The organism is Treponema sp. OMZ 799, assembly GCF_024181365.1.
GTDB lineage: Bacteria > Spirochaetota > Spirochaetia > Treponematales > Treponemataceae > Treponema_B.
Genome location: NZ_CP051301.1, coordinates 626,026 through 650,383, shown reverse-complemented (window position 1 = coordinate 650,383; position 24,358 = coordinate 626,026). Strand labels below are relative to the sequence as shown.

Below are 24,358 nucleotides of genomic sequence, written 5' to 3'. Positions count from 1 at the left end.
ATTAGAAGTTTACCCTATCGTCGGCAATTTCTTTGAGGCGCTTATCATGTGAGGTAAAAATAACCGTTTTGGTTTTTAAAATTTTTATAAGTTCTTCTACGGATTCGCTGTCCAAATTATTTGTAGGCTCATCTAAAATTAAAATACCTTTTGAGTTTAACAAGCTTCGTACAATATCCGTTTTTTTTATTTCTCCGCCCGAAAAAATGCTTTCACCTTTTTCGGCAAAATTCCTTTCCGCAGGTTTTTCAAGTGAAAATGTTTTAAGCATTTTATTTATTTCGTTTTCAGGGATTTCATTACCCAATGTGATGTTTTCTTTTATACCTGTATTAAATAAAAGTGAGGTCTGCGGAACATAACCCAGGGCTTCTTTTACCGGATTTGAAAATATGATTTCTCCTGCCTGAGGTTTAAGTTCACCTGCAAGGATTTTTAAGAAAATACTTTTACCTGTTCCGTTTACTCCCTCAATTAAAAGTTTATTATCTTTTTTTATTTTAATATCAGGGAATGAAAATTTTCTGCCGTTGATTGTGTAAACAAGATTTTTAGTTTCAAGATTTTCATAACCTGTTTTAGGCATATTTGAATTATCAAAATTTAAAAAGAAATTTACACGCCCCTTTATAATCTTCATAAACGGAATTATCTGTACCCATTCAATAAGTAATTCTATTATTTGTCCGATAGGGTAAATTAAAAAAAGTGAAGCAGCCAGATTTTCAATTGTGACGGATTTAAACAAAAAAGAAAAACTTATAATAATTAACACTTGTATTGAATATTTACAAAGTCCTAAAATTGCTTTTGAAAGCGAGAGATTTATAATATTTTTTTCGGCATGTTTATTTATATAAGAGCTGTAATTCTTATTATATAATTCTAAAATATTTTCTTTAAGTGAAAATAAAATAAGGGGAATTTTATTGTTTACAATATTTTCTTCAAATGCAATACGGTCATTATTGTAAGCTGCAGAATGGGAGTAGTAAATTCCTTCCAAATGTGAATATAATTTATTAAATAAAATAGGGATTGCCGATACGCAAAACACTGTGAGTAAAAAAATTATATTGGTGCTTTGAATAAAAAGTACGGCAATTAATACGGTTACGACAATCGGTGTAACAATGAGAGTACGCAGTTTTAACCTATATTCGATTAAATCCGATTCAAAAAGCTGTAAAATGCTTCCGCTTCCCGAATTATGTACCTGGCTTATGTCTTTTTGCAAAATCGATTTTAAATTAACACCATCGTGTAAAACGGACTTTTTTAAAAACACCTTTGCACTTAAAAAAGCTGCAAATGGGGAAATAAGAGAAAGCAATAAAATTATAAGCAGGGCTTGTAAAATAATGCCGTCGGCAGAAGTTTTATTATAAATATGAGATACGATAATTCCAACCTGTGCCGAAAAATAAACAGGTAAAAAAAGTGAAATAATTTGTGAGGCGCTTTCCAATAAAAAGCTAGACCAAAATATTTTTACCGTTTTTAAATTCATTTATTTTCTCCGATATTTAATATTTTTGAAAAACAGAATTCAATATCTTTATCGTGTGAAATAACCATAAGGGTATTTTTATATTCCGTTAAATCTTTTTTTAATGCCGAAATTCCTTGCGCGTCCAAATCATTTGTAGGCTCATCCAGTATAACCATCTTGTTCAACATAAATGCCAAAGGAAGTAAAAGCTTTTTCTTTTCACCGCCTGAAAGGTCTTTAATTTTTGTGTGCTTATGTTTTTCAAATTCAAAATCGTAGACTTTAAATTTTTCTTTAAGAGCCTTAATATCGATATTATTTTTTTCGGCAACAGTATTTATAAAGTCTTCAGCCGTTAAAGAAAGCAAAGGAAACTCTTGAGGAAGGTAAATGCAGTTTTTTATAAAACAATTTTCGGAGACCTCTGCGCTGTTTTTAATTCCGGATTCTGTTTCAATTTCTATTATGCCTTCATATTCGATTCCGCAAAAAAGACATTTTATTAAAGATGTTTTACCGATTCCGTTTTCACCCTTGATTAAAACCTTATCATTTTTATTTATACAAAAAGAAACAGGTTTAAGTTTTTCTTTTAAATAAGAAGGAAGAACATCTTTATATTCTATTTTTGTAAATTCTGCATTTGATGATTTTATGTCTGTGTTTTTATTTACAAGATTTTGAAAACGTTTTAAGCTTACGGTAAAACTATTTTTTGCTCCTATGATTGAAAACATCATTACTGTCCGTGAAAAAAAGACGGGTAAAATTGCGGCCGTGCTTATTGCTTCTTGTACCGTTATGATTTCTTTTGTTTTAAAATATGCAATTAAAAGATAGCTTAAGAGTGTAATAATTACTTCCGAAAAGCTGTGCAAAAAATCTTCAAGTTTTGCAAAGAGTTCAGCCTTGTTTCCGAGTTTACAAAATTCGTCCGTTATTTTATAAAAGCGTTTAAAAAACCAAGAATGTACCCGGTATAAATTTATCATTGCATTAAGATTAAAGGCTTCGATAAAATAATTGCTTAATCTTTTTTCAACCTCTCTCGTATCCCAATAAGTTTGCATAAAATATTTACGCAGTACTAAATCAGGAACGATACATAAAAAAGAAATTACCAAAATACAAAAAGCCAAATAAAGATTGGAACTAAAAAGAAAAAATAAAACGGCCCCATATAATATAAGATTGGAAATAAAAATCGGCTTTTCTGTTCCGTAAAACGAAGCAATTATTCTGCTGTCTTTGTTTAAAACGGAATTTACATTTTCGTAAGTATTTTTATTGTTTAAAAATAAGCATGAATCAAGCACCTCATTGCGTAAGTCTTGCATTTTTTCTAAGGTTACCAGCATACGCAGTTTGCGTGCATAAAAGCTGCAAAGGAAGAAAAGAAATGCAGCAGCTAAAAACAAATAAATATAAGGAAGCGGTTTATGCAGCGAGGTAAGCAAAGCTGCAATTATTCTTAGTAAGGCATATTCTAAAATAACAGCGAGAGAGGTAAATATAAAATTAGCCGGAGAATGAAGTGTAGGGCTTTTCATTTTTGTAGAGTTATACATAAATTAATGCTTTGTCAACCCCATAGCCGATCTTCCCAAAAATAAAAATAAAACCAAAGCTGAAATGCTGTAAATGGAATTCCCGGTAAAAAGCATTGTCCAGCCCGTATTAAAAGGTATTAAAAAGACCGGTGCTATCCCGACCCCTATTATAATGGGCAAAAACACGGAGGCTATGGCGACGATAGCATTATATATACCTAAATTAGAGGTAAGCTTATTTTCGTTTTCACTGAGCAATACCAAAATTGCGGGCGGAACTAAACCGATAGATATGCCGAATAAAACTGTTCCGATAAACATCCAAGTCATGCTGCCGCTTTCAATTACCAAAATAAGGCAGCCGGCAGTAAACAACATGCTTCCCAATATAATTTCCGTCCTCGCCTTTAAAAAATTCCATATTGAAAACACACGCGTAAGCAGTAGAGAGCCTATAAATGTCATCATAATAATATTTATATCCCCTGTTTTTTTGTTGATATTAAATACTATTAAAGATAACAAAGCCGTCAACATAGAAAAAATAAAATTTATAAAAAACGAAACTGTGAATAATTTTTTTTCGTTCATAAAAAGCTCATCCTTATTTGAGTATAGTAAATATAGTCTGTTCTGTCAATCAATTTATATCCGGGGGAAGACCGCCCGAGTTCATTGATTTTGAAGGAGATTTTCGAATTTGCTTATATCGGAACATCAGCACCTTCTACCCATTTCTTTAGTCTACCAGCCGAATCTATCGCAGATTTTGTATCATTATCATCTACTCATTATTTCTTCTAATACCTAAAAACTCATAAAGCTTAAAAACCCCTTACATAAATATTAAAAATCATGTATAATAAACCATTATGGGAAAAACATTTGTTTTTGTAAACCAAAAAGGCGGGGTCGGAAAGACGACTTCCGTGATTAATTTGGGTGCTTACATCGCACTGGCAGGAAAAAAGACTCTTTTAATAGACTTTGACCCTCAGGGGAATATGTCTTCAGGTGTCGGTATTCAAAAAAAGCGGCCGACCGTTTATGATGCCCTTGCCCAAAAGACCTCAATAAAAAACACCATCTACCCTACTACGGTAAAAAACCTGTCGGCGATCCCGGCTTCAATAGACCTTTCGGGAGCGACAGTAGAACTTGTAGAAGAAGCCGACAGAGAATTCTATCTTAAAAATATTATCGAAAGCGTAAAAAGCGAATACGATTATATCCTAATCGACTGTCCTCCGTCTTTGGGCATTTTAACCTTAAACGGACTCACGGCAGCCGACCAAGTGTATATACCGCTTCAATGCGAATACTTTGCCCTCGAAGGATTAACCCTCCTTTTACAGACCGTTCAAAGAGTACAGCAAAGCCTTAATCCTTCCCTTGAAATAGGCGGAATATTTTTTACCATGTTCGATTCAAGAACAAATCTTGCTCAAGAAGTTGTGCAGCAGGTATCTTCATATTTTAAGGATAAGGTTTTTTCGACCATTGTTCCGAGAAATGTAAGATTATCAGAAGCTCCGTCACATGGAGTGCCGATTTGCAATTATGACGCAAAATGTATGGGAGCAAGAAGTTACGAAAAACTTGCACATGAGGTATTAAACCGTGGCTAAAAAATCGGCATTAGGACGGGGCCTCGATGCCCTATTGGAAGAACAAGCTTCAAATCATGCAGTGCAGGAAACACTGAATATTTCCGAAGATTCGATTATCAATCTTGATCCAAAACTTCTTCAGCCCAATCCGTATCAGCCTCGAAAAACCTTTGATGAAGAAAAAATTATCGAGCTTGCAGAATCAATAAAAGAACACGGAATAATTCAACCGATTGTAGCCGAAAAACATGAGGACAAGGGTTATTTTATAATAGCAGGCGAAAGACGTACAAGAGCCGCCATCAGCTTAGGCTTAGAAACCATTCCGGTAATCCTTCGCAGCTTTGAAGAAAAAAAGAAGCTTGAAGTTGCCCTCATCGAAAATATTCAGCGGGAAGACCTAAACGCAGTCGATGAAGCCCTTGCCTATCAAGAGATTATGGAACTCACCCGCATAAACCAAGAGGAACTTGCAAAGCGTGTCGGTAAAAGCCGGTCGGCAATTACAAACAGTTTAAGAATATTAAAACTGCCCGACGAAATGAAAGATGCTTTGCGGGTAAATAAAATCTCGGCGGGTCATGCACGCTCTCTACTATCCATAGTAAACCCTGCCGATCAAAAAATTCTTTTTACAAGAATTTTAGAATCGGATCTGTCGGTACGCGAAGCCGAATCTATGGCAGCCGATCTTAACTCCGGAATCGGACGCATAACAAAAAAACAAAAAAAGGAAACAACATCTCTTTCCTCCGATGATTTTGAATTAAGAGATATTGAGCAGCAGTTTATAAATTCATTGGGAACAAAGGTGCAAATAAAGGGGAACTTAAAAAAGGGAGTCGTCGAAATATCATACTTTTCAAAAGATGATTTGGATATGTTATATAAAAAGATAAACTCATAGGGGAGGATGGTATGGCAAAAAAAGCAAGCGAAACAAAAAAAACGGAAACTACAAAAAAGGCTAAAACACCGGCAAAAACCGCTGCAAAAAAAACTAAGGCTCCGGCTAAAAAAACTATTTCAGCCTACAAACAATCGGCAGCCGAAAAAAAACTTGCAGCCGAATTAGCGGAACTTACAAAACAGATGAATGCTGAAGGCCTTTTGTTTTTAATAGAACAGGCCCGCGTTCACCTATACAATATGCAGGTGGAAGCTCTTGAAGAGGACTTGCAGGCAATAGAAGAAAAAAGAACAAAGACTGTCAGCGTAAAAAAAACACAGCCTAAAAAAGATTTTAGAATTGAAAGATCAAGTGACGGTTCCGTTTATCACATAATAAGCGGCGGAAAGTGGAAGCTCATTAATGCCGATGAACTTTTCAGCATTTTGAAAATCGTAAATGCAAAACTGGATGACAATGAAATAAGGCTCAATCTTATCCACTGGTTTTTCAAAGAGAGAGGGGATTTTGTTGCAGACCTCGGTCTTGCCGACACTCACGATCCCCGCTGGCTGGAACTTATAAAGCTTTTAAAAACAAATTTTAAGATAAAGATATAATGAGCCCTCAATTTAAAGACCTAAAAAAAACTCTTGACAAGCTGGTAATAAAGTACGAAAAGCCGGCCTTTATACCTGCCGATCCGATAAGTATTCCTCACCGTTTTTCTAAAAAAGAAGACATAGAAATTGCAGGTTTTTTTGTTTCTATTTTTGCATGGGGAAACAGAACCGCCATTTTAAAAAGTGCGGATAAACTGATGGAACTTTTACAAAACCGGCCTCATGAATTTTTAACTCAAAGCACTCAGGCTCAGCTAAAAACGATAAGCACTTTTTATCACCGCACCTTAAACGGAGAAGACAGCCTTGCCATAGCAAAGGCTATAAGACGCATTTATTTATCGGGTTCAAATTTTGAGGAACTATTTAAAGCCAAAAATCCGGAAGAACCTTTGATAAACAGGATGAGCCGATTTAGAAAAGAATTTATCAAAAACATGGAGCCCCATAACATAAAGCACATCGCCGACATGGAAGGCGGCTCCGCAGCAAAAAGATTAAACATGTTTTTACGCTGGATGGTAAGATCGAATGATAAGGGAGTTGACTTCGGTTTATGGAAAAGCATTAAACCGTCTGAGCTCTACCTCCCCTTGGACGTTCACTGCGCCCGCAGGGGAAGAGCCCTCGGCCTCTTAACCCGAAAACAAAATGACCGCAAAGCAGTCGAAGAAATTACGGGATGCCTCAAAGAATTTTGTCCCGAAGATCCTGCAAAATACGACTTTGCTCTTTTTGCTCCCGAAGTCGAAAAGGCCTTAGCAGAAAGATAAAAATTCTATCTCCACAAGAATTCGGGATAGTAGCCTTCTTTTACCTTGCTTTCAAGTTCGTTTTTTACAATTTCTCTGTCTTCGGGATAGGTCATTCCGAACCATCTTTCGGTGGTAGTATAAACCTTAACCTTTCCTAAGCCCTTTTTCATCATAGTCCCTACACCTTCAGGCAAGAGACACTCGGCCTTTTCGCTTTCTGCATATTTATGAATAAAGTCTTTGAAATACTCGTTCATAAAATCGAAAATTTTAGGAGAAAAACCGAAGAGGTTCATCGAGACGGTTTCCTTGCCTGAAAACTCAACCTCTTTTCCTTCATGTTCCGAAATAATTTTTTCGACAGGACCAACCTTTTTATATGCGATATCCTTATGCTCGGTGATTCCGATAAGGTAACCGTTTCCAACCTGACAAACCCCTCTTGAAACGGAGCCGGAGCGGCTCAAGGTTTTATCCAAGATGTAACCGACCATAGCATGCTCGGTAGAATCGTTTGACAGGGTTGAAAGGTGGGTAGCTATAGTTTTATAAGCCGAGCGACCGTAATAGTCATCGGCATTTATAACCGCAAAGGGTTCATTTATTTTTAACTCCGCAGACAAAATGGCATGAGCCGTACCCCAAGGTTTTTTCCTGTTGACAGCTCTTTTTATTTGCTCATCAGTCAAAAAACCGTCCATAGATTGGAATACATAATCCGCATTACAGTTGCGCGCAATTCTATTAAAAAAACGTTCTCTAAAATCGTTTTCGATATCTTCTCTAATTATAAAGACAACCTTGCCGAAGCCGTTATTCATTGCATCGTAAACTGCATAATCCAACAAAGTTTCGTCATGCCTTCCAACGGCAGCTATCTGTTTGACTCCTCCATACCTGCTGCCCATTCCGGCAGCTAAGACTAAGAGAGTGGGTTTCATAAATAAACCTCCTAAGATTTTGATTTAGCTAAAATTCAATTAAATCATATAGTATCATATTATTGGAATAAATGAAAGATGTTTTTAAACCTCATTCTCAAATTTTCCCGTACAGTTGACATTATTATCAAAAAAATAATAAAATGATAAATTATCATATATAAAGCGAGAAAAATATGGCTATTATAATAAAGACAACAGGGAAGGCTATCCCCAAAAAGATAATGAACAACAGCGATTTTCCCGCTTCTCTGGATACTTCGGATGAATGGATCAGAAGTCATACAGGGATAGGAAGCCGCTACATAGCTTCCGAAGAGGACACAAGTGCATCCTTGGGAGCGGAGGCCTGTAAACAAGCCCTGCTTAATCAACACAAGGATAAATACAAAACTCTTCTATCAACCGAATCTCAGACCGCAGAAATTTCCGATATAGACTTGATTATTTGTGCTACCGCTACGGCGGAGTATCAAGGCTTCCCATCAAATGCCTGCCTTATTCAAAAAGAGCTGGATGCAAAAAAGGCAGTCTGTTTTGACTTATCGGCAGCTTGTTCCGGATTTTTATACGCAATTGATACGGCGGCCGCCCTTATGGAAAGGCACGGATGGCACTATGCCCTTGTATGCGGATCCGAGGTATTAAGTAAAATCGTAGACTGGTCTGACCGCTCTACCTGCGTCCTTTTCGGAGACGGGGCGGGAGCAGTTCTTCTTGAAAACACCTTCGAAAAAACAAAGGAAGGCATAGGCTCGGTCATCTTAGGTTCAGACGGAACAGGTTACGATGCCCTCTATATGGGAGACTATCTAAAAATGAACGGAAGAACCGTCTACAATTTTGCAGTCGGAGTTATAACCGAAACCGTAAAAAGCCTTCTTCAAAAAGAAAATATGAATATGGAAGATGTAGACCTAGTGGTATGCCATCAAGCCAATGCCAGAATTTTGGAAGCAGCGGCCAAAAGGCTTGGTGCAGACATGAGTAAATTCGTATGTAATATGGAAAACTACGGAAACACCTCCGCAGCTTCAATCCCTATAACCCTTGACGATCTTGTTCTGGACGGAAGGCTTAAAAAAGGAATGACAATTATTACGGCAGGTTTCGGTGCCGGGCTCACATGGGGCGGTGCCGTTATCAGGTTTTAATTGATTTGTGAATAAAGGAAGGATGATGATGAAAAACATATTTTTATTTTCAGGGCAGGGAGCCCAATTTAAGGGTATGGCCCAAGATATCGTTGAAAAATACGGAATTGCAAGGGACATAATTAAAAATATCGGCGATATAACCGGAGAGGACATTGAAGCCCTCCTATGGCACACCGAAAACGAGGTTTTGTCTAGAAGCGACAAGAGCCAGCTTGCAATAATTGCAGTTGAAACAGCTATTCTTGCCGTTTTAAAAGATAAAGGAGTTGCTCCCTCGGCCGTTGCAGGTTTCAGTTTGGGAGAGTTTTCGGCCCTCTATGCTTCAGGCATTTTGAGCTTTGAAGACATGATACGCATAGTCCAAAAACGAGGAGCTATTATGCAAGCCGCCTGCGATAAGATTGCAGCTAAGGCAACAGAGGCTTCAGGCTCCTTGGGCATGTCGGCCATTTTAAAGCTTGATCCGGAAAAGGTAATAGAGCTTTTAAAGCCTCATTCCGATCCCAAGAACGGAATAGTATTTGCAGCCAACATGAATAGTCCGGTTCAAACGGTTATTTCGGGAACGGCGGAAGGCCTCACTCTTGCAGAAGATCTTTGTAAAGAAGCCGGAGCAAAAAGATGTGTCCGACTTGCGGTTGCAGGCCCCTTCCACTCCCCTCTAATGGAAGAAGCGGCAAAGGAATTTGAAGAGGTTTTAAAAAGCTTTGAATTTAAAGACCCCGAAATCCCCATCTTCTCAAACGTTACGGGTAAAAAAGTAAAATCGGGAGAAGAAGCAAGGGCAAATGCAGTCCTTCACCTTACCCACCCCGTTCTCTGGACAAGCGAAGAAAAAGAGATAGCTTCTTTATGTGAAAACCTAAAACCTTGCCGCCTCTTGGAAGCAGGCCCCGGAAATACTTTAAGCAATCTTTGGAGAGACAGCGGCTTTGCATCGGATGAGCTAGCCTGTTCTCCGACAGGAACTTTGGAACAGCTAAATAAAATTATAGAATAGGAAAGGTATAAATATGATGTTATTACAAGGAAAAAAGGCATTGGTAACAGGCTCTTCGAGAGGAATCGGGAAAGAGGTTGTTAGAAGATTTATTGAAGAAGGTGCAGAAGTATGGGGCCTTTGTACAAAGCCCTCAGCAGCCAAATCAGAAATGGAAGCCTTTGCAAAAGAAAAAGGCTCGGTATTTCACGAAATATATGCCGACTGCGGCAATGCGGAAGGCCTTACCGAAACGGTAAAAAAAGCTCTTGAAGAATCGGGAGGCTTTGATGTTCTTGTAAACAATGCAGGAATCACAAGGGACGGCCTTTCATTTAGAATGAAGCTTTCAGACTGGGAAGATGTTTTGCGCGTAAACCTAACAGGTGTTTTTATCGCCTCGCAAATTGTTTCTTCCGATATGATCAGAAAAAGAGCCGGTTCAATCATCAATATGACGAGCATAGTCGGCCTCCACGGTCAGGGCGGACAGGTCAACTATTCCGCAAGTAAGGCAGGCCTCATCGGCTTCACAAAGAGTCTTGCAAAGGAAACGGCAGGCAGGGGCGTACGCGTAAACGCCATAGCTCCCGGCTACATTGAAACCGACATGACAGCCGCCGTAAACGAAGAAATGCGCAAGACCTGGGTCGAAGGCATCCCTTTAAAAAGAGCAGGGCAACCCATAGACATAGCAAACACCGCAGTCTTTTTAGCTTCGGACTTATCGCTTTACATAACCGCCCAAGTCCTAGGCGTCGACGGAGGATTGGGAGCCTAAGCTACGCCTGCCGTAGAGCATAACCTACGGCGAGTGAAGCTTATAGCCTTCGCCGGTCGAAGCACATAAGCTACGTCAGTCGAAGCCTATAGGCTACGGCCGGCGAAGTGCATAATCTACGGCAGCCGGTCTATCTTCATAGGGGACTCACTCCACGTATGCCAAACAGAACTATATAGGTGATGATGGAATGACAACTTTAATTTAAACATGTAAAAAGTCCCTATCTTGAAAATTTTAATGATTTAATTACAATATACACTATGAAATAGTGGAGATTAAATATGTTATGGAATGAAGAAGTGGAAAAGCATTTTTTCAGAGAAGCGCTAAAATCTTTTGCTTCGCCTGAACAACTTTTTTATAACCTGCAATCGGGTTATTATGCGTATATACCTAAAGATTTTGATTCTGAGGGACAAACACTGCAAAGTAGAAATTCACTTATAGGGCAATTTACGGAAAAATGGTGCAAACAAATTTTTTCTCCTATTGCTGAAGAATTAGGTTTGTATGCGATTAATGGTGTGGTTTGTGAAGAAATTGCGTTGACCAAATCTTCAAGTGCTGATTTGGCTTTTTGTACTAAAAATACCATCACTCAAAAGGCAGAAGATATAAAACTCATTTTTGAAGTAAAAATGAGTATCGTTTCAAATTATAAATTTGAACAACCCGATACTGTAAATTTAATTGGCGATTATAAAAGCCATAAAGGAAATCCATCTCTGCTTAGATCAGATTCAATGTTAAAGGCTATAGGAAGATCGATCAATATTAGAGTTTCCGGTTCAAATGCAAATACTATTCCGATAATTATTTTAGGAAACAGTCCAATAACATCTACATATTCAAAAAAAGTTGATTTCTTAAAGTCAGCCGGAGTTATTCAAGGATTTTACAGCTTAAATCCAAATCCTACAAAATCAGATTTTATTTTTGAATCACCTGAGAAAGGCTTTATAACTATTACTGATGTAAATGAGTTAACAAATTTATGTAAACAGATTTTATCGGAAGAACGGCATTATTTTTCTTCTATGATTTCAAAAAAACAACTTGGCAATATAATAACTATTGCGGCAAAAGAAATTGATAATGTTAAAAAAGGTGAAAAATTCTTAAAATTATTGCGAGGTTGTAATGAGTAAATCCGGTACTGAAACTAGCAGCTTTGGAGTTAGCGGAAGAATAAATCATGATTCCAGTAAATTTTATGATTCAAAATTATATAAAGAATTAGAAAAAAAAGAACAAATTATTTCTGATATTGAAAATCCTTTTCCGAAAGAATTACTTGATTCAATTATATTAGGCTCGTGTGAAAATATGAATAAAATACCCGATAATTCTTTGCATTTAATGATAACATCTCCTCCCTACAATGTATCAAAAGAATATGACGATGATTTATCATTGGAAGAATATTTGAAACTTCTTGAGAATGCTTTTTCCGAAACATATCGGGTGCTTGTAAATGGCGGAAGAGCTTGTATAAATATTGCAAATTTAGGACGCAAACCTTATATTCCATTATCAGATTATATTTCAAAAATGATGATAGATATAGGTTTTAATATGCGAGGAGAAATTATATGGAATAAGGCGGCAAGTGCCAGTCCTTCAACAGCGTGGGGCAGTTGGCAAAGTGCATCTAACCCCACATTAAGAGATATTCACGAATATATATTAGTTTTTTCAAAAGGAGATTATAAACGCCAACAGTTACAAAAAGAAAACACCATACAGCGTGAAGAATTTATGGAATGGACAAAGTCAATTTGGACAATGAATGCTGAAAGTGCAAAGAGGGTCGGACATCCGGCTCCTTTTCCGATCGAATTACCTTATAGATTGATTCAACTATATTCTTTTAAAAATGATATAGTTTTGGATCCTTTTATGGGCAGCGGAACAACTGCTATAGGAGCTTTAAAATCTCAACGGCATTATATAGGGTATGAAATCAATAATAATTATATAAATTTAGCAAATGAAAGGATTTATCCATACAAAGTTGATAATCAATTGTTTGCATAGTTGTAATTACTTTTTTTACATCTAACACCAGTATTAGCGCTGACAACTTAGAACAAATTTTGTTCAGTTTAAGAAAGAGAGTATACAAAAATTTATGGAGAAGGTTATAGATGAAAACATGAATAAATAAAATGTAAAACTTGCGGTTAAATTAAAAGTTTTTTTGGAGGAATGATATGATTGTAAAACCGATGGTTAGGAATAACATTTGTCTAAATGCTCATCCTAAAGGATGCAAAAAAGGTGTAGAGGATCAAATAGAATACACAAAGAAGAGGATTACCCTTGAGGTAAAATCGGGAGCGGCGTCACCGAAAAATGTACTCGTGCTCGGCTGCTCTAACGGATACGGACTTGCAAGCCGAATCACGGCTGCCTTCGGATACGGAGCCGCCACTATAGGCGTTTCCTTTGAAAAGGCTGGAAGCGAAACAAAGTACGGAACTCCGGGCTGGTACAACAACCTCGCCTTTGACGAGGCAGCAAAAAAAGAAGGTCTTTATTCCTTTACTATAGACGGCGATGCCTTTTCCGATGAAATCAAAGCTCAAGTTATTGAAGAAGCTAAAAAGAAAGGCATAAAATTCGATCTTGTTGTTTACAGCTTGGCAAGCCCCGTAAGAACAGACCCCGACACAGGCATAATGCACAAGTCGGTCTTAAAGCCCTTCGGCAAAACCTTTACAGGCAAGACTGTCGATCCCTTTACGGGAGAACTAAAAGAGATTTCCGCAGAGCCTGCAAGCGATGAAGAAGCCCGAGACACCGTTAAGGTTATGGGAGGAGAAGACTGGGAGCGCTGGATAAAGCAACTTTCAAAAGAAGGCTTGCTGGAAGAAGGCTGCATCACCATGGCCTATTCTTATATCGGCCCCGAAGCCACCCAAGCCCTCTACCGCAAGGGAACCATAGGTAAGGCTAAAGAACACCTTGAAGCCACAGCTCACCGCTTAAACAAAGAAAACCCGTCAGCACGCGCCTTTGTTTCGGTAAACAAGGGGCTTGTAACAAGGGCAAGTGCAGTAATCCCCGTAATTCCCCTCTACCTAGCTTCCTTATTCAAGGTGATGAAAGAAAAAGGAAACCACGAGGGCTGTATCGAGCAGATTACCCGCCTTTATGCAGAAAGGCTCTACCGCAAAGACGGCTCAATCCCCGTTGATGAAGAAAACAGAATCCGCATTGACGATTGGGAACTTGAAGAAGACGTACAAAGGGAAGTTTCTGCCTTGATGGAAAAGGTAACAAGCGAAAATGCCGAAAGCCTAACCGACCTTGCAGGTTACCGCCACGACTTTTTAGCCTCAAACGGCTTTGATGTCGAAGGCGTCAACTACGAAGCCGAGGTAGAAAGGTTCGACAGGATTTAAATTGAGGAATTATTAATAATTATTAATTCTTAATTCATAGATGTTTATGGCAAAAACCGATATTTGTTCTTCGGCACATAAATTACAAGAAGATGCAACTATTAGGAATTTCCGAATAGTTCAAACTGAAGGGGATAGGACTGCAGCCCGCTCTGTAAAATACTACGGGCTGCAAATGATTATTGCCGTCGGCTTCTTGGAAAACACCATCAGCGGGTAACTGAAAATTATGGAAGATTATAATAAAGAGTTTAAAATCGACATTCCTAAAAAACAGAGTGCACTTAAAGCCGAAATCGTTTCTTTTTTAAACAGCACTGATGGAGAAATTTATCTGGGTGTCGATGACAGCGGAACTATACATTATGATCTCATAAACGAAAAAAAGAAAAAATGGGAAGAAGTTCTTTCAAATTGGATTGTAAATGCTTTTACGCCTGATGTAACGAGCTTGATTTATATTTATCCAAACGAAGCTCCCTTTAGAATCAAAATTTTTAAGGGAAAAGAGAGGCCTTACTTTTATAAAGACGGAGAAGGTTTTAATACAAAGTGTGTATATGTCAGAGTCGGCAGCACAAAAAGGCTTGCAAGCTTTGATGAAATACAAAGAATGATAAGGCAGCATAGTCAAAATGATTACGAGCGCTTGTTATGTCATCGGGATGATTTGACCTTTAATTATATAGAAAATAGATTTAAAGAAAAAAGCGTTCCCTTCGACAAATATGCTCTATCCCTCATGGATAAGGATGGTAAATACAATAATGCCGCCCTCTTATTGAGCGACCAAAATCCCGCTATCAGTAAGTTTGCCGTTTTTCAGGGTACTACGGTTAATGTCTTTTTGGATAAAAAAGAATTTACAGGTTCCATCTTAAAGCAATTAGATGAGGTGCTATATTTTGCAAATTTATCGAACCGCAAAAAAATAACCATTACCGGAAACCCTGAGCGGGATGAGTATTCGGATATTCCGGAAAGAGCTCTCAGAGAAGCTATCGTAAACTGCTATTGCCATAGGGACTGGACCTTGAGCGGAGATATAAAAATAGAATTTTACGATGACAGAGTGCAAATTTTTTCTCCCGGCAGCTTGCCGGACGGATTGACCCTGGAAAACATAAAAATGGGCATGGTTGCTAAAAGGAATAAAATTATAGTGGATACTCTGGATAAGGCTGATGTCATCGAAAATTATGCTTCAGGAGTACGCAGAATATTTGAAGATTATGCCGGCTTTAAAAAACAGCCCGAATATTATATTTCCGATAACGGGGTAATTGTTACCTTGTTTAACCGAAACTATGATGTCCAAAATGACGGTGAAAATGATGTTCAAAATGATGTTCAAAATGATGTCCAAAAACTGAGCCCGGAACAAAGAAAAGAAAAAATCATGGAACTGATAAAATCAAATAACAAAATTACAATTGATATGATGAGTTATATGATTAATGTATCAAAACCCACCATTGAGAGGGATATAGCTAAATTAAAGAAAGATAACAAAATTGAATACGTCGGCAGTGCCAAGGACGGATACTGGATTGTAAAAAAACAATGAGTACAGGACAGGTTGTCCACTTACATAATGGAGGACGGTCTACCTACATAATGGTGGACGGTTCACCTGCATAGGGATAGACCGTCTATCTGGGGATAGACATACTACCTACATAATGATAAACTGTCTATCTTACATTGCATATAACGGTTAAAAATAGATAAAAAATAAAACTTTAAGGAGATTTTATGAAAGAAGATTTTATTTTGAAAGTGATAGAACAATTTGAAAAAGGTGATACGGTTTTCTTGCAGATAAAGCAGGACGACTGCGAGCTTGTATTAAAAAAGGAAGGAGCCTTTCCTAAAAAGGAAGTTGCAGCTCAGGCAGGAGCACAGGCTGCCTATCCCATGCCTTTGGCTATGCCGGCAGCTTTCCAAGCAGGTTTTCAGGGCGTGCCTCAGACCGCTCCTTCGGGAGTTCAAGGGGCAGCACCTCAACCGGCAAGCCCTGTTGCAGAAGCTCCGGCCCAAGCGGCCACGGCATCTTCATCGGCCGATCTAATCGAGGTAAAAAGCCCCATCGTCGGAACCTTTTACAGGGCTCCGTCTCCCGATTCTCCGCCCTATGTCGAAAAAGGCGGCACGGTAAAAAAAGGTCAGCCCCTTTGCGTGCTTGAGGCTATGAAGATGATGAACACCCTAGAATGCGAACATGACGGAGTTATCGAAGAAATCTTGGTTTCAAACGGAGAGCTTGTCGAATTCGATCAGGTCTTGTTTAAGATAAAGGCTAAGTAGGAAGGTTCCTATGATTAAAAAAATACTTATCGCCAACAGGGGTGAGATAGCCGTAAGGGTAATCCGCTCCTGCCGCGAAATGGGAATAAAAACCGTCGCCGTTTACTCCACGGCGGACAAGGACTGCCTCCATGTTCTTTTGGCTGATGAGGCTGTCTGCATAGGCCCGCCCCCGTCGGCTAAAAGCTACCTCAACAAGGAAGCCCTTATCACGGCAGCCCTCTGCACTTCCTGCGAGGCCGTTCATCCGGGAGTAGGCTTTTTATCCGAAAACGCAGGTTTCGCCCGCGAAGTAGAAAACGCAGGCCTTTTTTGGATAGGCCCTAAACCCGACACAATCGAAATGCTGGGCGACAAGGTACGGGCCCGCGAAACCGCCGTAAAAAGCGGCCTTCCCGTAACCCCCGGCTCGGACGGAGCCGTAAAAGAATTGGAAGAAGCCAAAAAAACTGCCGAAAAATGCGGTTATCCCGTCATCATCAAGGCGGCTTCAGGCGGCGGCGGAAAGGGAATGCGCATCGTTTATAAGGAATCGGAGTTGCCTGAAAACCTAAAAATCGCTTCCGCGGAAGCCGAGGCCAACTTTGCAGACGGCACGGTTTATATCGAAAAATACCTCGTAGACCCGCGCCATGTCGAACTTCAAATCGTAGGCAACGGAAAGGGAGCCGTTTCCGTCTTAGGCGAAAGAGACTGCTCTGTTCAAAAAAATCATCAAAAGCTGATAGAAGAAAGCCCCTCCCCTGCCGTAAGCGAGGAAATGCGCGAAGCCATGTGTAAGGGGGCTGTCAGCCTCTTTTCTTCCCTTAAATACCGCGGGGCGGGAACAATCGAGTTTCTCGTATCGGGCAACAATTTCTACTTTATGGAAGTAAACGCCCGAATTCAGGTCGAGCACCCCGTTTCGGAGATGATTACAGGCACCGATATAATTGCAGAACAAATCCGCGTTTGTACGGGCGAGAACATGAAGTTTGCCCAAGGCATCCTGCCTACAAAGGGCTGGGCTATCGAGGCCAGAATAAACGCCCGCTCTCCCGGCCTTATCAAAAACTTGATGATTCCCGGCGGAAACGGTGTACGCTTTGACAGCTTTTTATATCAAGGTTACTCGGTAGTTCCGTTTTATGATTCGATGACGGCTAAGCTCATCGTTCACGGAGCCGACAGGGCTAATGCAATTCAAAAACTGCTTTGCGCCCTCGACGAGCTTAAAATCGAAGGCATCACCTGCAATATCGAAGAGCAAAAGATTATACTTAACTCAAAAAAGTTCAAATCCGGTGTTTTCGGTACCGGGCTCTATGAAGAGCTTTTTGGAAGTAAATAAGGAGTATTGAAAAATATGGATTGTCCTAGTTGTAAAGTATCATATGATGAAGAGGTTTTTACAGATAACCTGATGGTCTGCCCTCACTGTAATTGCCATTTACGCATAGAGCCGAGGCAGAGGATTACCTATCTGACAGATGAAAATTCCTTTCAAGAGCTGTATGCAAACTTAAAAACCTGTAACCCCATCGAAATGGAGGGGTATGAAGCAAAGATTTCGGCCGCCGAAGAAAAGGCAGCCTTAAACGAGGCTGTAATTACGGGCTCATGCAAGATTAAGGGGCGGGATGCCCTCCTGGCCCTTATGTCCTTTCACTTTATGGGAGGCTCGATGGGCTCGGTTGTAGGGGAGAAGATTTCGAGGCTCATGTTAAAGGGAGCTGCAGAAAGGATCCCCGTAATTATCTATGCAACCTCAGGAGGAGCCCGAATGCAGGAGGGGCTTTTTTCGCTTATGCAGATGGCCAAGACCTCAAGTGCAGCCGCCGAGTTGGATGAAAAGGGTGTTCCTCTTTTTATAATGCTCTGCGACCCGACCACGGGAGGCGTTACGGCGAGTTTTGCAATGCTCGGCGACATAACGGCAGCAGAGCCGGGAGCCCTCATCGGCTTTGCAGGCCCAAGAGTTATCGAAGGCACCATCCGCCAGCAGCTCCCCGAAGGCTTTCAGCGCGCCGAATTTCAGATGGAAAAGGGCTTTGTGGACTGCATAGTACCGCGTCAAGAACAAAGGCAGTTTTTTGCCCGTATGATTGATGCCCACAGCCTCGGCCTAAAAGAAGCCCCTAAGAAGAAAAAGGCCTAAAGTTTTTATGGGAAATGGAGAAAATGTATGAGCAATACGGATCAAACTAATTTATTAAATAACTTAAAAGATATAGCCCAAAAGGCGGGGCTTGATATAAGCGAGGAGCTTGCAAAGATAAATGCTAAACTTGAAAGTTCCACAACCCTTGCAAAAACATGGGAAAGGGTTGAGCTTGCCCGCCACAGCGACAGGCCCAGAACCTTGGACTACATCAATTTGATTTTCGATAATTTTACCGAGCTTCACGGCGACCGCTTTTTCGGCGATGACCCTGCCATGATAGGCGGAATAGGCTTTATCGACGGAATGCCGGTTACAGTAATCGGCACCCAAAAGGGAAGAAACTTGCGCGAAACCATCGACAGGAACGGAGGTATGGCAAACCCCGAAGGCTACCGCAAAGCAATGCGCCTTGCAAAACAGGCCGAAAAGTTCAAAAGACCGATTATAACCTTTATCGACACTCAGGGAGCCTACCCCGGCCTCGGAGCCGAAGAAAGAGGAATCGGAGAAGCCATTGCCTTTAACTTGAGGGAATTCAGCCGCCTAAAAACCCCGGTTATCTGCATAATCATCGGCGAAGGAGGCTCAGGCGGAGCCCTCGGCATAGGAGTCGGCGACAAGATTTACATGCTTGAAAACGCCATCTTCTCGGTTATATCCCCTGAAGGCTGTGCCTCAATCCTATTGAGGGATTCAAGCAGGGCAAAGGATGCCGCCGCCATGCTCAAAATTACCAGCCAAGAGGTTCTCGACTTAAAGGTAATAAACGGCATCATCCCCGAACCCGAAAAAGGAGCCCACACCGATCCGAAACAAACTGCAGAGGCAATCAAGCAGCAAATCCTAAAGGATTTAGCCGACCTTACAAAACGCGACCCCGCCGTTTTGGTAAAATACCGAAGCAAAAAAATCAGAAGCATAGGAAAGTATTCGGAATAAACCCTATAGTTCATTTTAAAATTTTATTAAAAAACCCGCATCGGATTTCATATTCCAATGCGGGTTTTATTGTAAATAAACCTGCTTATAAATTCAGCGTATTTACTCGTTAAAATAACTTACTTAATGGCATTTTCAATCATTTCAATATTTTCATCGTTTGAAATAATCTCAAGAGCCTTCATTATATCATCATAGAGAATGCGGTCTTCGGTAACCTTGGAGATATGCTTTCGGATAAGCTTCATCATTTCTCCGGTTCCCTTGCCGTATTTTTTTACTCCCCTTAAATCGCAGGCCTGAGCGGCTGTAAGCCATTCAATAGCAAGAACGTGGCGTACGTTTTTAACGATTTCGGTTATTTTGCGGGCTGCAGTTGTTCCCATACTTACGTGGTCTTCTTTATTTCCCGATGAGGTAATAGAGTCAACGCTGGCAGGGTGAGCCAATACCTTGTTTTCCGAAACGAGGGAGGCCGCTGTATACTGAGGAATCATAAAGCCTGAGTTTACTCCGCCGTTTTCTATTAAGAAGGCAGGCAGTCCTCCGTTTAACTGCGGGTTTACAAGGCGTTCTGTTCTTCTTTCGCTTATGTTTGCAAGTTCGCTTACGGCGATTCCTAAGAAGTCCATGGTAATGGCGATGGGCTGACCGTGGAAGTTTCCGCCTGAGATAACGTCTTTGTTATCGGGGAAGACTAAGGGATTATCGGTTACGGAATTGATTTCTATTTCAAGAACCTTGCGGACATAGGCGATAGCATCGGCACTTGCACCGTGAACCTGAGGAACGCACCTAAGCGTATAGGGGTCTTGAACATCGTTTTCCCTTGTGTTGATGGAAGAGCTGCCTTTTAGCATTTTGAGGATAAAGGCTGCCGTATCCATCTGTCCCTTGTGGGGGCGGGTTTTATGGATTCTGGGGTCGAGGGCGGCTGTAATGCCTCTAAAGGCTTCAAATACCAAGGAAGCACCCATGTTTGCAGCCTTTAAAAGCTGTTCTGCATCATGCAAGGCTAAGGCTCCGATACCGGACATTACGGGAGTACCGTTAATAATACCAAGACCGTCTTTTCCTGAAAGCACAACAGGCTTTAAGCCGGCTTTTGCAAGTGCATCTTTTCCGGCCATCAGCTTACCTTCGTAATAAGCCCTTCCCTCTCCTATCATTACAAGGGCGATATGGGCAAGGTTTGCCAAGTCGCCGCTTGCACCTAAAGAACCTTTTTCGGGTACATAGGGTATTACACCCTTATTGAGCATATCGACTAGGATATCCGGCACTGAAGGAGTTACACCGGAAAAACCGCTTGCATGGGTGTTAAGCCTTAAAAGCATTATAGCACGTACTATGTCTTCGGGGAAGGTATTGCCTACACCGCAGGCATGACTTAAAATTAAGTTCCTCTGCAGGGCACCGTTTTGATCCTTGGTAATCGTTACGGTGGATAATTCTCCAAAACCGGTCGAAATGCCGTAGGTAGGCTTACCGCTTTTTACAATGTCGTCTACAATTTTCTTTGAATCCTTGATTCTTTTTTTTGCATCTGCAGATAGCTTTACTTCCGCTCCATGTCGGGCAACAGCTACAACATCTTCTATTGTCAAACTGCTGCCTGTTACTGTTACAGGTTTTACCTTCATTTTTTGCTCCTTATATTTTTATTTTAAATAAATATCATTTTAAAAGTTTAAATTCTGCAATTACAGGATGATGATCCGAAACTTCAAAATTTAAATCAAGGGTTTTGACTCCGATAATTTCAACATTGGGTGAGCATATAAAACCGTCAATGATAGTTGTATAGTTTTCTCCCTTAACGTAAGGCTGCTCCAGAAGTCTAACAGTCGGTACCGAGCTGTCAAAGCCCCATTTCCATTCCTTACCGATAAAATCGGCAGGAGAATATTCTATCCATTCAAGAAATTTTTCATGTGTAGTATAAGGCATAAAACGATTTTTTTCTACACCCGGAAAAAGGGAGTTCCAATCGCCGCCTGCAATTACCCAATGCCCCTCATTATAAAATTTTAAAGCGAGGTTTTGTAAAAATTCCATTTCCTGCTTTCTTAGAACTCCGGCCGCATCATAGGCCGAAAGATGCAAGTTTATTATATAAAGATTTTTATTGGGAACATCCGTTTTAATTTCAGAAAACAAAAGGCAGCGCTTTAAGTTGACGGTTTTTAAGGGCCATGAAAATGAACCCGGAAGCTGAAGCCTCTCCGCTTTTTCTATTCCATACTCACTTAAGGTAAAGACGCCGCTTTTGACCCTTCCCAATGGATTTGAAACTGGAACCGGCACAATGAGGGCATCATAGTTTAGAGCAAGAGCTGAATCATAATCGGTAAAAAAATCGGATAGGGCTTTTTTTTGGTTTACATAAAAGCTTCGCTTTGATTTTAAGTCAATTTCTTGGATTAGATTAAAGCTGCAATCTTCTTCTTTTATTATGTTCTTTACCTTTTCAAGGTTTTGCAAAACCGCATCCTTGCTTCGGGCCGTCACATTTTTTCCGCCGTCATAAAAAAAATCGTTTTGAGCATCAAGGCCGCAATAACCTATGTTCCAGTCTAAAATCCGGAAGGTTTCATCAGTCTGTAAAATCGATCTTTTTGCATTCTTGTTTATATCGGCTTTTTCAAGCGGGTTAGGACGATACTCTGATATTGTAACAAAAAGAAAAAAAGCTGCCGTAAAAAAAAGGAGAGTTCCTATAACTGCTAATGGAACAAAAACAAATAATTTTCGTGAGCTCATATTAATTTCACCTCACTGATAATTTATGAACTGTAAAATTATATATTAAAAATGAGTTTTATGCAATGGCAGCCTCAATAAAGAAAAAACTCGTTTTTTCGGAACAACAACCTTGAATTATTGAAAAATATTGTGTATAATATGGGGATGACTATTTACACGGATTTACTGCACCTGTTGCGGATGTTTTCTTTGCGTAGAGACAGCGCTCAAGTGACCTTACAACCTTTTCAAGATTATCTCCACCGCTATGCACGGCATTTTTTGCAGCAAAAACCGGAGTTGGCTGTTCATCTTGAAATTTCTCTCGAAACTCTTTTAAGTGAGCTAAAAAAAATACAGGATGAAGGGGACATCGAAATAACAACAGACAAGTCCAATACAACCATCATCTTTGTTCCATATTTCCATGTAGATAATATATCCCGGCAATATGCAAATCTTGAGCAGCATCCCGACATTCCTTTTCCTCTTTTATCGGATCTGCCTAAGAATTTTCCGGGGAAACTTTTAAAGGCAATAAGCGTCTCAGATGATATAGCAGAGTTAAAACCCGAATCAAAGGAAAATTCTTTTTTATATGCCCTAAACTACAACGGAGATATTCCGGCCCTCATCTTTCCCGGCTCTTACAAAACAGAAAAACTTTTAAGTTTAGCCCTAGATAAGATTAAGCTTTTCTTATCGAAGGATGAAAGCAGGGATTATATGCAAAAGAGGCTCATGGTGGCCAATCCCGGTAAAGAATTTACGGTTAAAACCTTTATTGCAAAAACTATGGCACATAGTGTTAATAGTTTTCAAAATGTTAAAGAATCGGGAGACAACTATATCTTGTGGGGCCAATTATGCGCCTTTATAAAACAGGAATTTGCCAAAAAGAATGAAAAGCTGCCTGACGAGATAGCCTTATTGCAGGCTGCCGGCATTCTGGAGTATTTAAATAATTACTACAGAAACAGGGCTCAAAAAGACATTCAAACGGACACGGCTTTAAAAAATCTCCTTCTGGCTTTTCAAAAATCGCCTTATTATTTTACAATGAAGCAGATAACCCAATTTACCGATTCCAGAGGAGTTCCCCTGCTTGGGCAATACTCTGAAGAAACCTTACAGAATTTTATGAAGGAAAAAACAGGCTCCTCAGAAAAATATATAATTCCGGATATTCTTACCTTTACAAACTCTGCAAATGATAGATTCTATCTGCTTACCGAAAAGGTCGTTCCTCTTTTAATATCCCTCATCAATGAAGCAAGAAAACCGGTCAGGGAGCTATGTATAAAAAGATGGCATGAGATGTTAATGAATTTTGAGCAAGATGACTCAATGAAAAACGACACGGCTTTCAATGAATTATTAAAAGAAATAACCGCTCATTCGGCACCGAATCTATACGGACTTTTAAATGCTTCGTTTATTTTATCGATTATTGCAGATCCCCGCTTAAATGAAATTCAAGCTATGGAAATAAACCGAATTTTTCCGGCAGGTAAACCTGCATCATATAACGAAATTTTAATGCTTAATCGATACGAGATTTTAAGCGATACAAAGATTCTTCTTCCATTCTGGTATACGATTCCTATAATTTCTGCAATAATTGCATTTTTTAAACGCAAGAAAAAGGTAGCTCAGCCTGTACAGCCTGAAAAAAAAGAAACTACCTATAAAAAGCCTAAGCAAAAATTAAAGGATGCTGCAGAAAAAATAAGTACCGAATTTATTCCTGAAGGAATGACAATTGATCAAGCCCTCGAAAAAACTTTAGATGAATGGAATCATACTTTGGGACATCCTGCACGCGAGAATCTGACAGAGGACGTAAATGCATTAATTAGAGATTATTTACGGGGAATAAATAGAACCCTTTCCTTTTCCAGCTTTACCGCCGACAGAGTCAGAGGACTGGCTAAAACTCTGCTGGAGTCTCCGGGGCTTTTAAAAATAAAGGAAAGAAAGGCCTTGCAAGATTATATAGAGCTCTATATCATAAAATTAGTATCGCAGTATTCTTAA

Annotated in this window: 23 protein-coding genes; 17 read left to right on the top strand and 6 right to left on the bottom strand. The window is 39.8% G+C overall.

Annotated elements, in window-relative coordinates:
• Position 1 precedes the first annotated feature (1 nt).
• From E4O04_RS02950 to E4O04_RS02940, 3 genes are read right to left on the bottom strand one after another with little or no spacing between them, the layout of a single operon-like run.
• Positions 2-1,510, bottom strand: coding sequence for an ATP-binding cassette domain-containing protein (locus E4O04_RS02950; RefSeq protein WP_253709822.1), 1,509 nt, complete (start codon positions 1,508-1,510; stop codon positions 2-4).
• The gene (locus tag E4O04_RS02945) at positions 1,507-3,042 is read right to left on the bottom strand and encodes an ABC transporter ATP-binding protein (protein WP_253709821.1); all 1,536 of its coding nucleotides are present in this window, start codon (positions 3,040-3,042) and stop codon (positions 1,507-1,509) included. Before E4O04_RS02945 ends, E4O04_RS02950 begins: the two co-directional genes overlap by 4 nt.
• Before the next feature lie 21 nt (positions 3,043-3,063).
• The gene (locus E4O04_RS02940) at positions 3,064-3,633 is read right to left on the bottom strand and encodes an MFS transporter (protein WP_253709819.1); all 570 of its coding nucleotides are present in this window, start codon (positions 3,631-3,633) and stop codon (positions 3,064-3,066) included.
• A 281-nt stretch (positions 3,634-3,914) separates the two neighbouring features.
• Between E4O04_RS02940 and E4O04_RS02935 the strand changes: the two genes are divergently transcribed.
• From E4O04_RS02935 to E4O04_RS02920, 4 genes are read left to right on the top strand one after another with little or no spacing between them, the layout of a single operon-like run.
• The gene (locus tag E4O04_RS02935) at positions 3,915-4,670 is read left to right on the top strand and encodes a ParA family protein (protein WP_253685601.1); all 756 of its coding nucleotides are present in this window, start codon (positions 3,915-3,917) and stop codon (positions 4,668-4,670) included.
• A complete protein-coding gene (locus E4O04_RS02930) occupies positions 4,663-5,559 on the top strand; it encodes a ParB/RepB/Spo0J family partition protein (protein WP_253685603.1) in 897 nt (298 codons plus the stop codon). The genes E4O04_RS02935 and E4O04_RS02930 overlap by 8 nt, the downstream gene beginning before the upstream one ends.
• An 11-nt stretch (positions 5,560-5,570) precedes the next feature.
• Entirely contained in the window at positions 5,571-6,161 is a 591-nt protein-coding gene (locus E4O04_RS02925) for a hypothetical protein (protein WP_253709818.1), read from the top strand.
• Positions 6,161-6,937 (top strand): TIGR02757 family protein, encoded by a 777-nt coding sequence (locus E4O04_RS02920; RefSeq protein WP_253709816.1) that lies wholly within the window; start codon positions 6,161-6,163, stop codon positions 6,935-6,937. Before E4O04_RS02925 ends, E4O04_RS02920 begins: the two co-directional genes overlap by 1 nt.
• Before the next feature lie 5 nt (positions 6,938-6,942).
• On the opposite strand, the gene E4O04_RS02915 is transcribed toward E4O04_RS02920, so the two are convergent.
• Positions 6,943-7,860: a nucleotidyltransferase family protein gene (locus E4O04_RS02915; RefSeq protein ID WP_253685609.1), complete on the bottom strand. Its 918-nt coding sequence runs from the start codon at positions 7,858-7,860 to the stop codon at positions 6,943-6,945.
• Positions 7,861-8,036: 176 nt separating this feature from the next.
• On the opposite strand from E4O04_RS02915, the gene E4O04_RS02910 reads away from it, so the two are divergent.
• The 12 genes from E4O04_RS02910 (at position 8,037) to E4O04_RS02855 (ending at position 19,576) form a co-directional block, all read left to right on the top strand.
• Positions 8,037-9,014: a beta-ketoacyl-ACP synthase III gene (locus tag E4O04_RS02910; protein WP_253685611.1), complete on the top strand. Its 978-nt coding sequence runs from the start codon at positions 8,037-8,039 to the stop codon at positions 9,012-9,014.
• A gap of 28 nt (positions 9,015-9,042) precedes the next feature.
• Positions 9,043-10,017: an ACP S-malonyltransferase gene (locus E4O04_RS02905; protein ID WP_253688141.1), complete on the top strand. Its 975-nt coding sequence runs from the start codon at positions 9,043-9,045 to the stop codon at positions 10,015-10,017.
• A gap of 16 nt (positions 10,018-10,033) precedes the next feature.
• Positions 10,034-10,777, top strand: coding sequence for a 3-oxoacyl-[acyl-carrier-protein] reductase (gene fabG / locus E4O04_RS02900; protein ID WP_253710795.1), 744 nt, complete (start codon positions 10,034-10,036; stop codon positions 10,775-10,777).
• Between the two features lie 284 nt (positions 10,778-11,061).
• Complete coding sequence (locus E4O04_RS02895; protein ID WP_253709815.1) at positions 11,062-11,928, top strand: hypothetical protein; 867 nt, start codon at positions 11,062-11,064, stop codon at positions 11,926-11,928.
• Positions 11,921-12,817 (top strand): DNA-methyltransferase, encoded by an 897-nt coding sequence (locus E4O04_RS02890; protein WP_253685615.1) that lies wholly within the window; start codon positions 11,921-11,923, stop codon positions 12,815-12,817. The genes E4O04_RS02895 and E4O04_RS02890 overlap by 8 nt, the downstream gene beginning before the upstream one ends.
• Before the next feature lie 176 nt (positions 12,818-12,993).
• Positions 12,994-14,187, top strand: coding sequence for an enoyl-ACP reductase FabV (gene fabV, locus E4O04_RS02885; protein WP_253709813.1), 1,194 nt, complete (start codon positions 12,994-12,996; stop codon positions 14,185-14,187).
• A 40-nt stretch (positions 14,188-14,227) separates the two neighbouring features.
• On the top strand, positions 14,228-14,407 hold the full coding sequence (locus E4O04_RS02880) for a virulence RhuM family protein (RefSeq protein ID WP_253709811.1): 180 nt from the start codon (positions 14,228-14,230) through the stop codon (positions 14,405-14,407).
• A gap of 9 nt (positions 14,408-14,416) precedes the next feature.
• Complete coding sequence (locus tag E4O04_RS02875; RefSeq protein ID WP_253709809.1) at positions 14,417-15,754, top strand: ATP-binding protein; 1,338 nt, start codon at positions 14,417-14,419, stop codon at positions 15,752-15,754.
• Positions 15,755-15,942: 188 nt separating this feature from the next.
• Positions 15,943-16,494, top strand: a complete 552-nt coding sequence (gene accB, locus E4O04_RS02870; RefSeq protein ID WP_253709807.1) for an acetyl-CoA carboxylase biotin carboxyl carrier protein — start codon at positions 15,943-15,945, stop codon at positions 16,492-16,494.
• Between the two features lie 10 nt (positions 16,495-16,504).
• Positions 16,505-17,824 carry an acetyl-CoA carboxylase biotin carboxylase subunit gene (locus E4O04_RS02865; RefSeq protein WP_253685623.1) on the top strand — a complete coding sequence of 440 codons (1,320 nt, stop codon included), beginning with the start codon at positions 16,505-16,507 and terminating at the stop codon, positions 17,822-17,824.
• 15 nt (positions 17,825-17,839) lie between these two features.
• The gene (gene accD / locus E4O04_RS02860; RefSeq protein WP_253685625.1) at positions 17,840-18,631 is read left to right on the top strand and encodes an acetyl-CoA carboxylase, carboxyltransferase subunit beta; all 792 of its coding nucleotides are present in this window, start codon (positions 17,840-17,842) and stop codon (positions 18,629-18,631) included.
• A 27-nt stretch (positions 18,632-18,658) separates the two neighbouring features.
• Positions 18,659-19,576 (top strand): acetyl-CoA carboxylase carboxyltransferase subunit alpha, encoded by a 918-nt coding sequence (locus E4O04_RS02855; RefSeq protein ID WP_253685627.1) that lies wholly within the window; start codon positions 18,659-18,661, stop codon positions 19,574-19,576.
• A gap of 119 nt (positions 19,577-19,695) precedes the next feature.
• On the opposite strand, the gene hutH is transcribed toward E4O04_RS02855, so the two are convergent.
• Together hutH and E4O04_RS02845 are read right to left on the bottom strand one after the other, a co-directional pair.
• Positions 19,696-21,219: a histidine ammonia-lyase gene (hutH, locus tag E4O04_RS02850; RefSeq protein WP_253709806.1), complete on the bottom strand. Its 1,524-nt coding sequence runs from the start codon at positions 21,217-21,219 to the stop codon at positions 19,696-19,698.
• Positions 21,220-21,253: 34 nt separating this feature from the next.
• Entirely contained in the window at positions 21,254-22,339 is a 1,086-nt protein-coding gene (locus tag E4O04_RS02845) for an endonuclease/exonuclease/phosphatase family protein (RefSeq protein ID WP_253685631.1), read from the bottom strand.
• A gap of 141 nt (positions 22,340-22,480) precedes the next feature.
• Here E4O04_RS02845 and E4O04_RS02840 point away from each other — a divergent pair, with 141 nt between their 5' ends.
• On the top strand, positions 22,481-24,358 hold the full coding sequence (locus E4O04_RS02840; protein WP_371921924.1) for a hypothetical protein: 1,878 nt from the start codon (positions 22,481-22,483) through the stop codon (positions 24,356-24,358).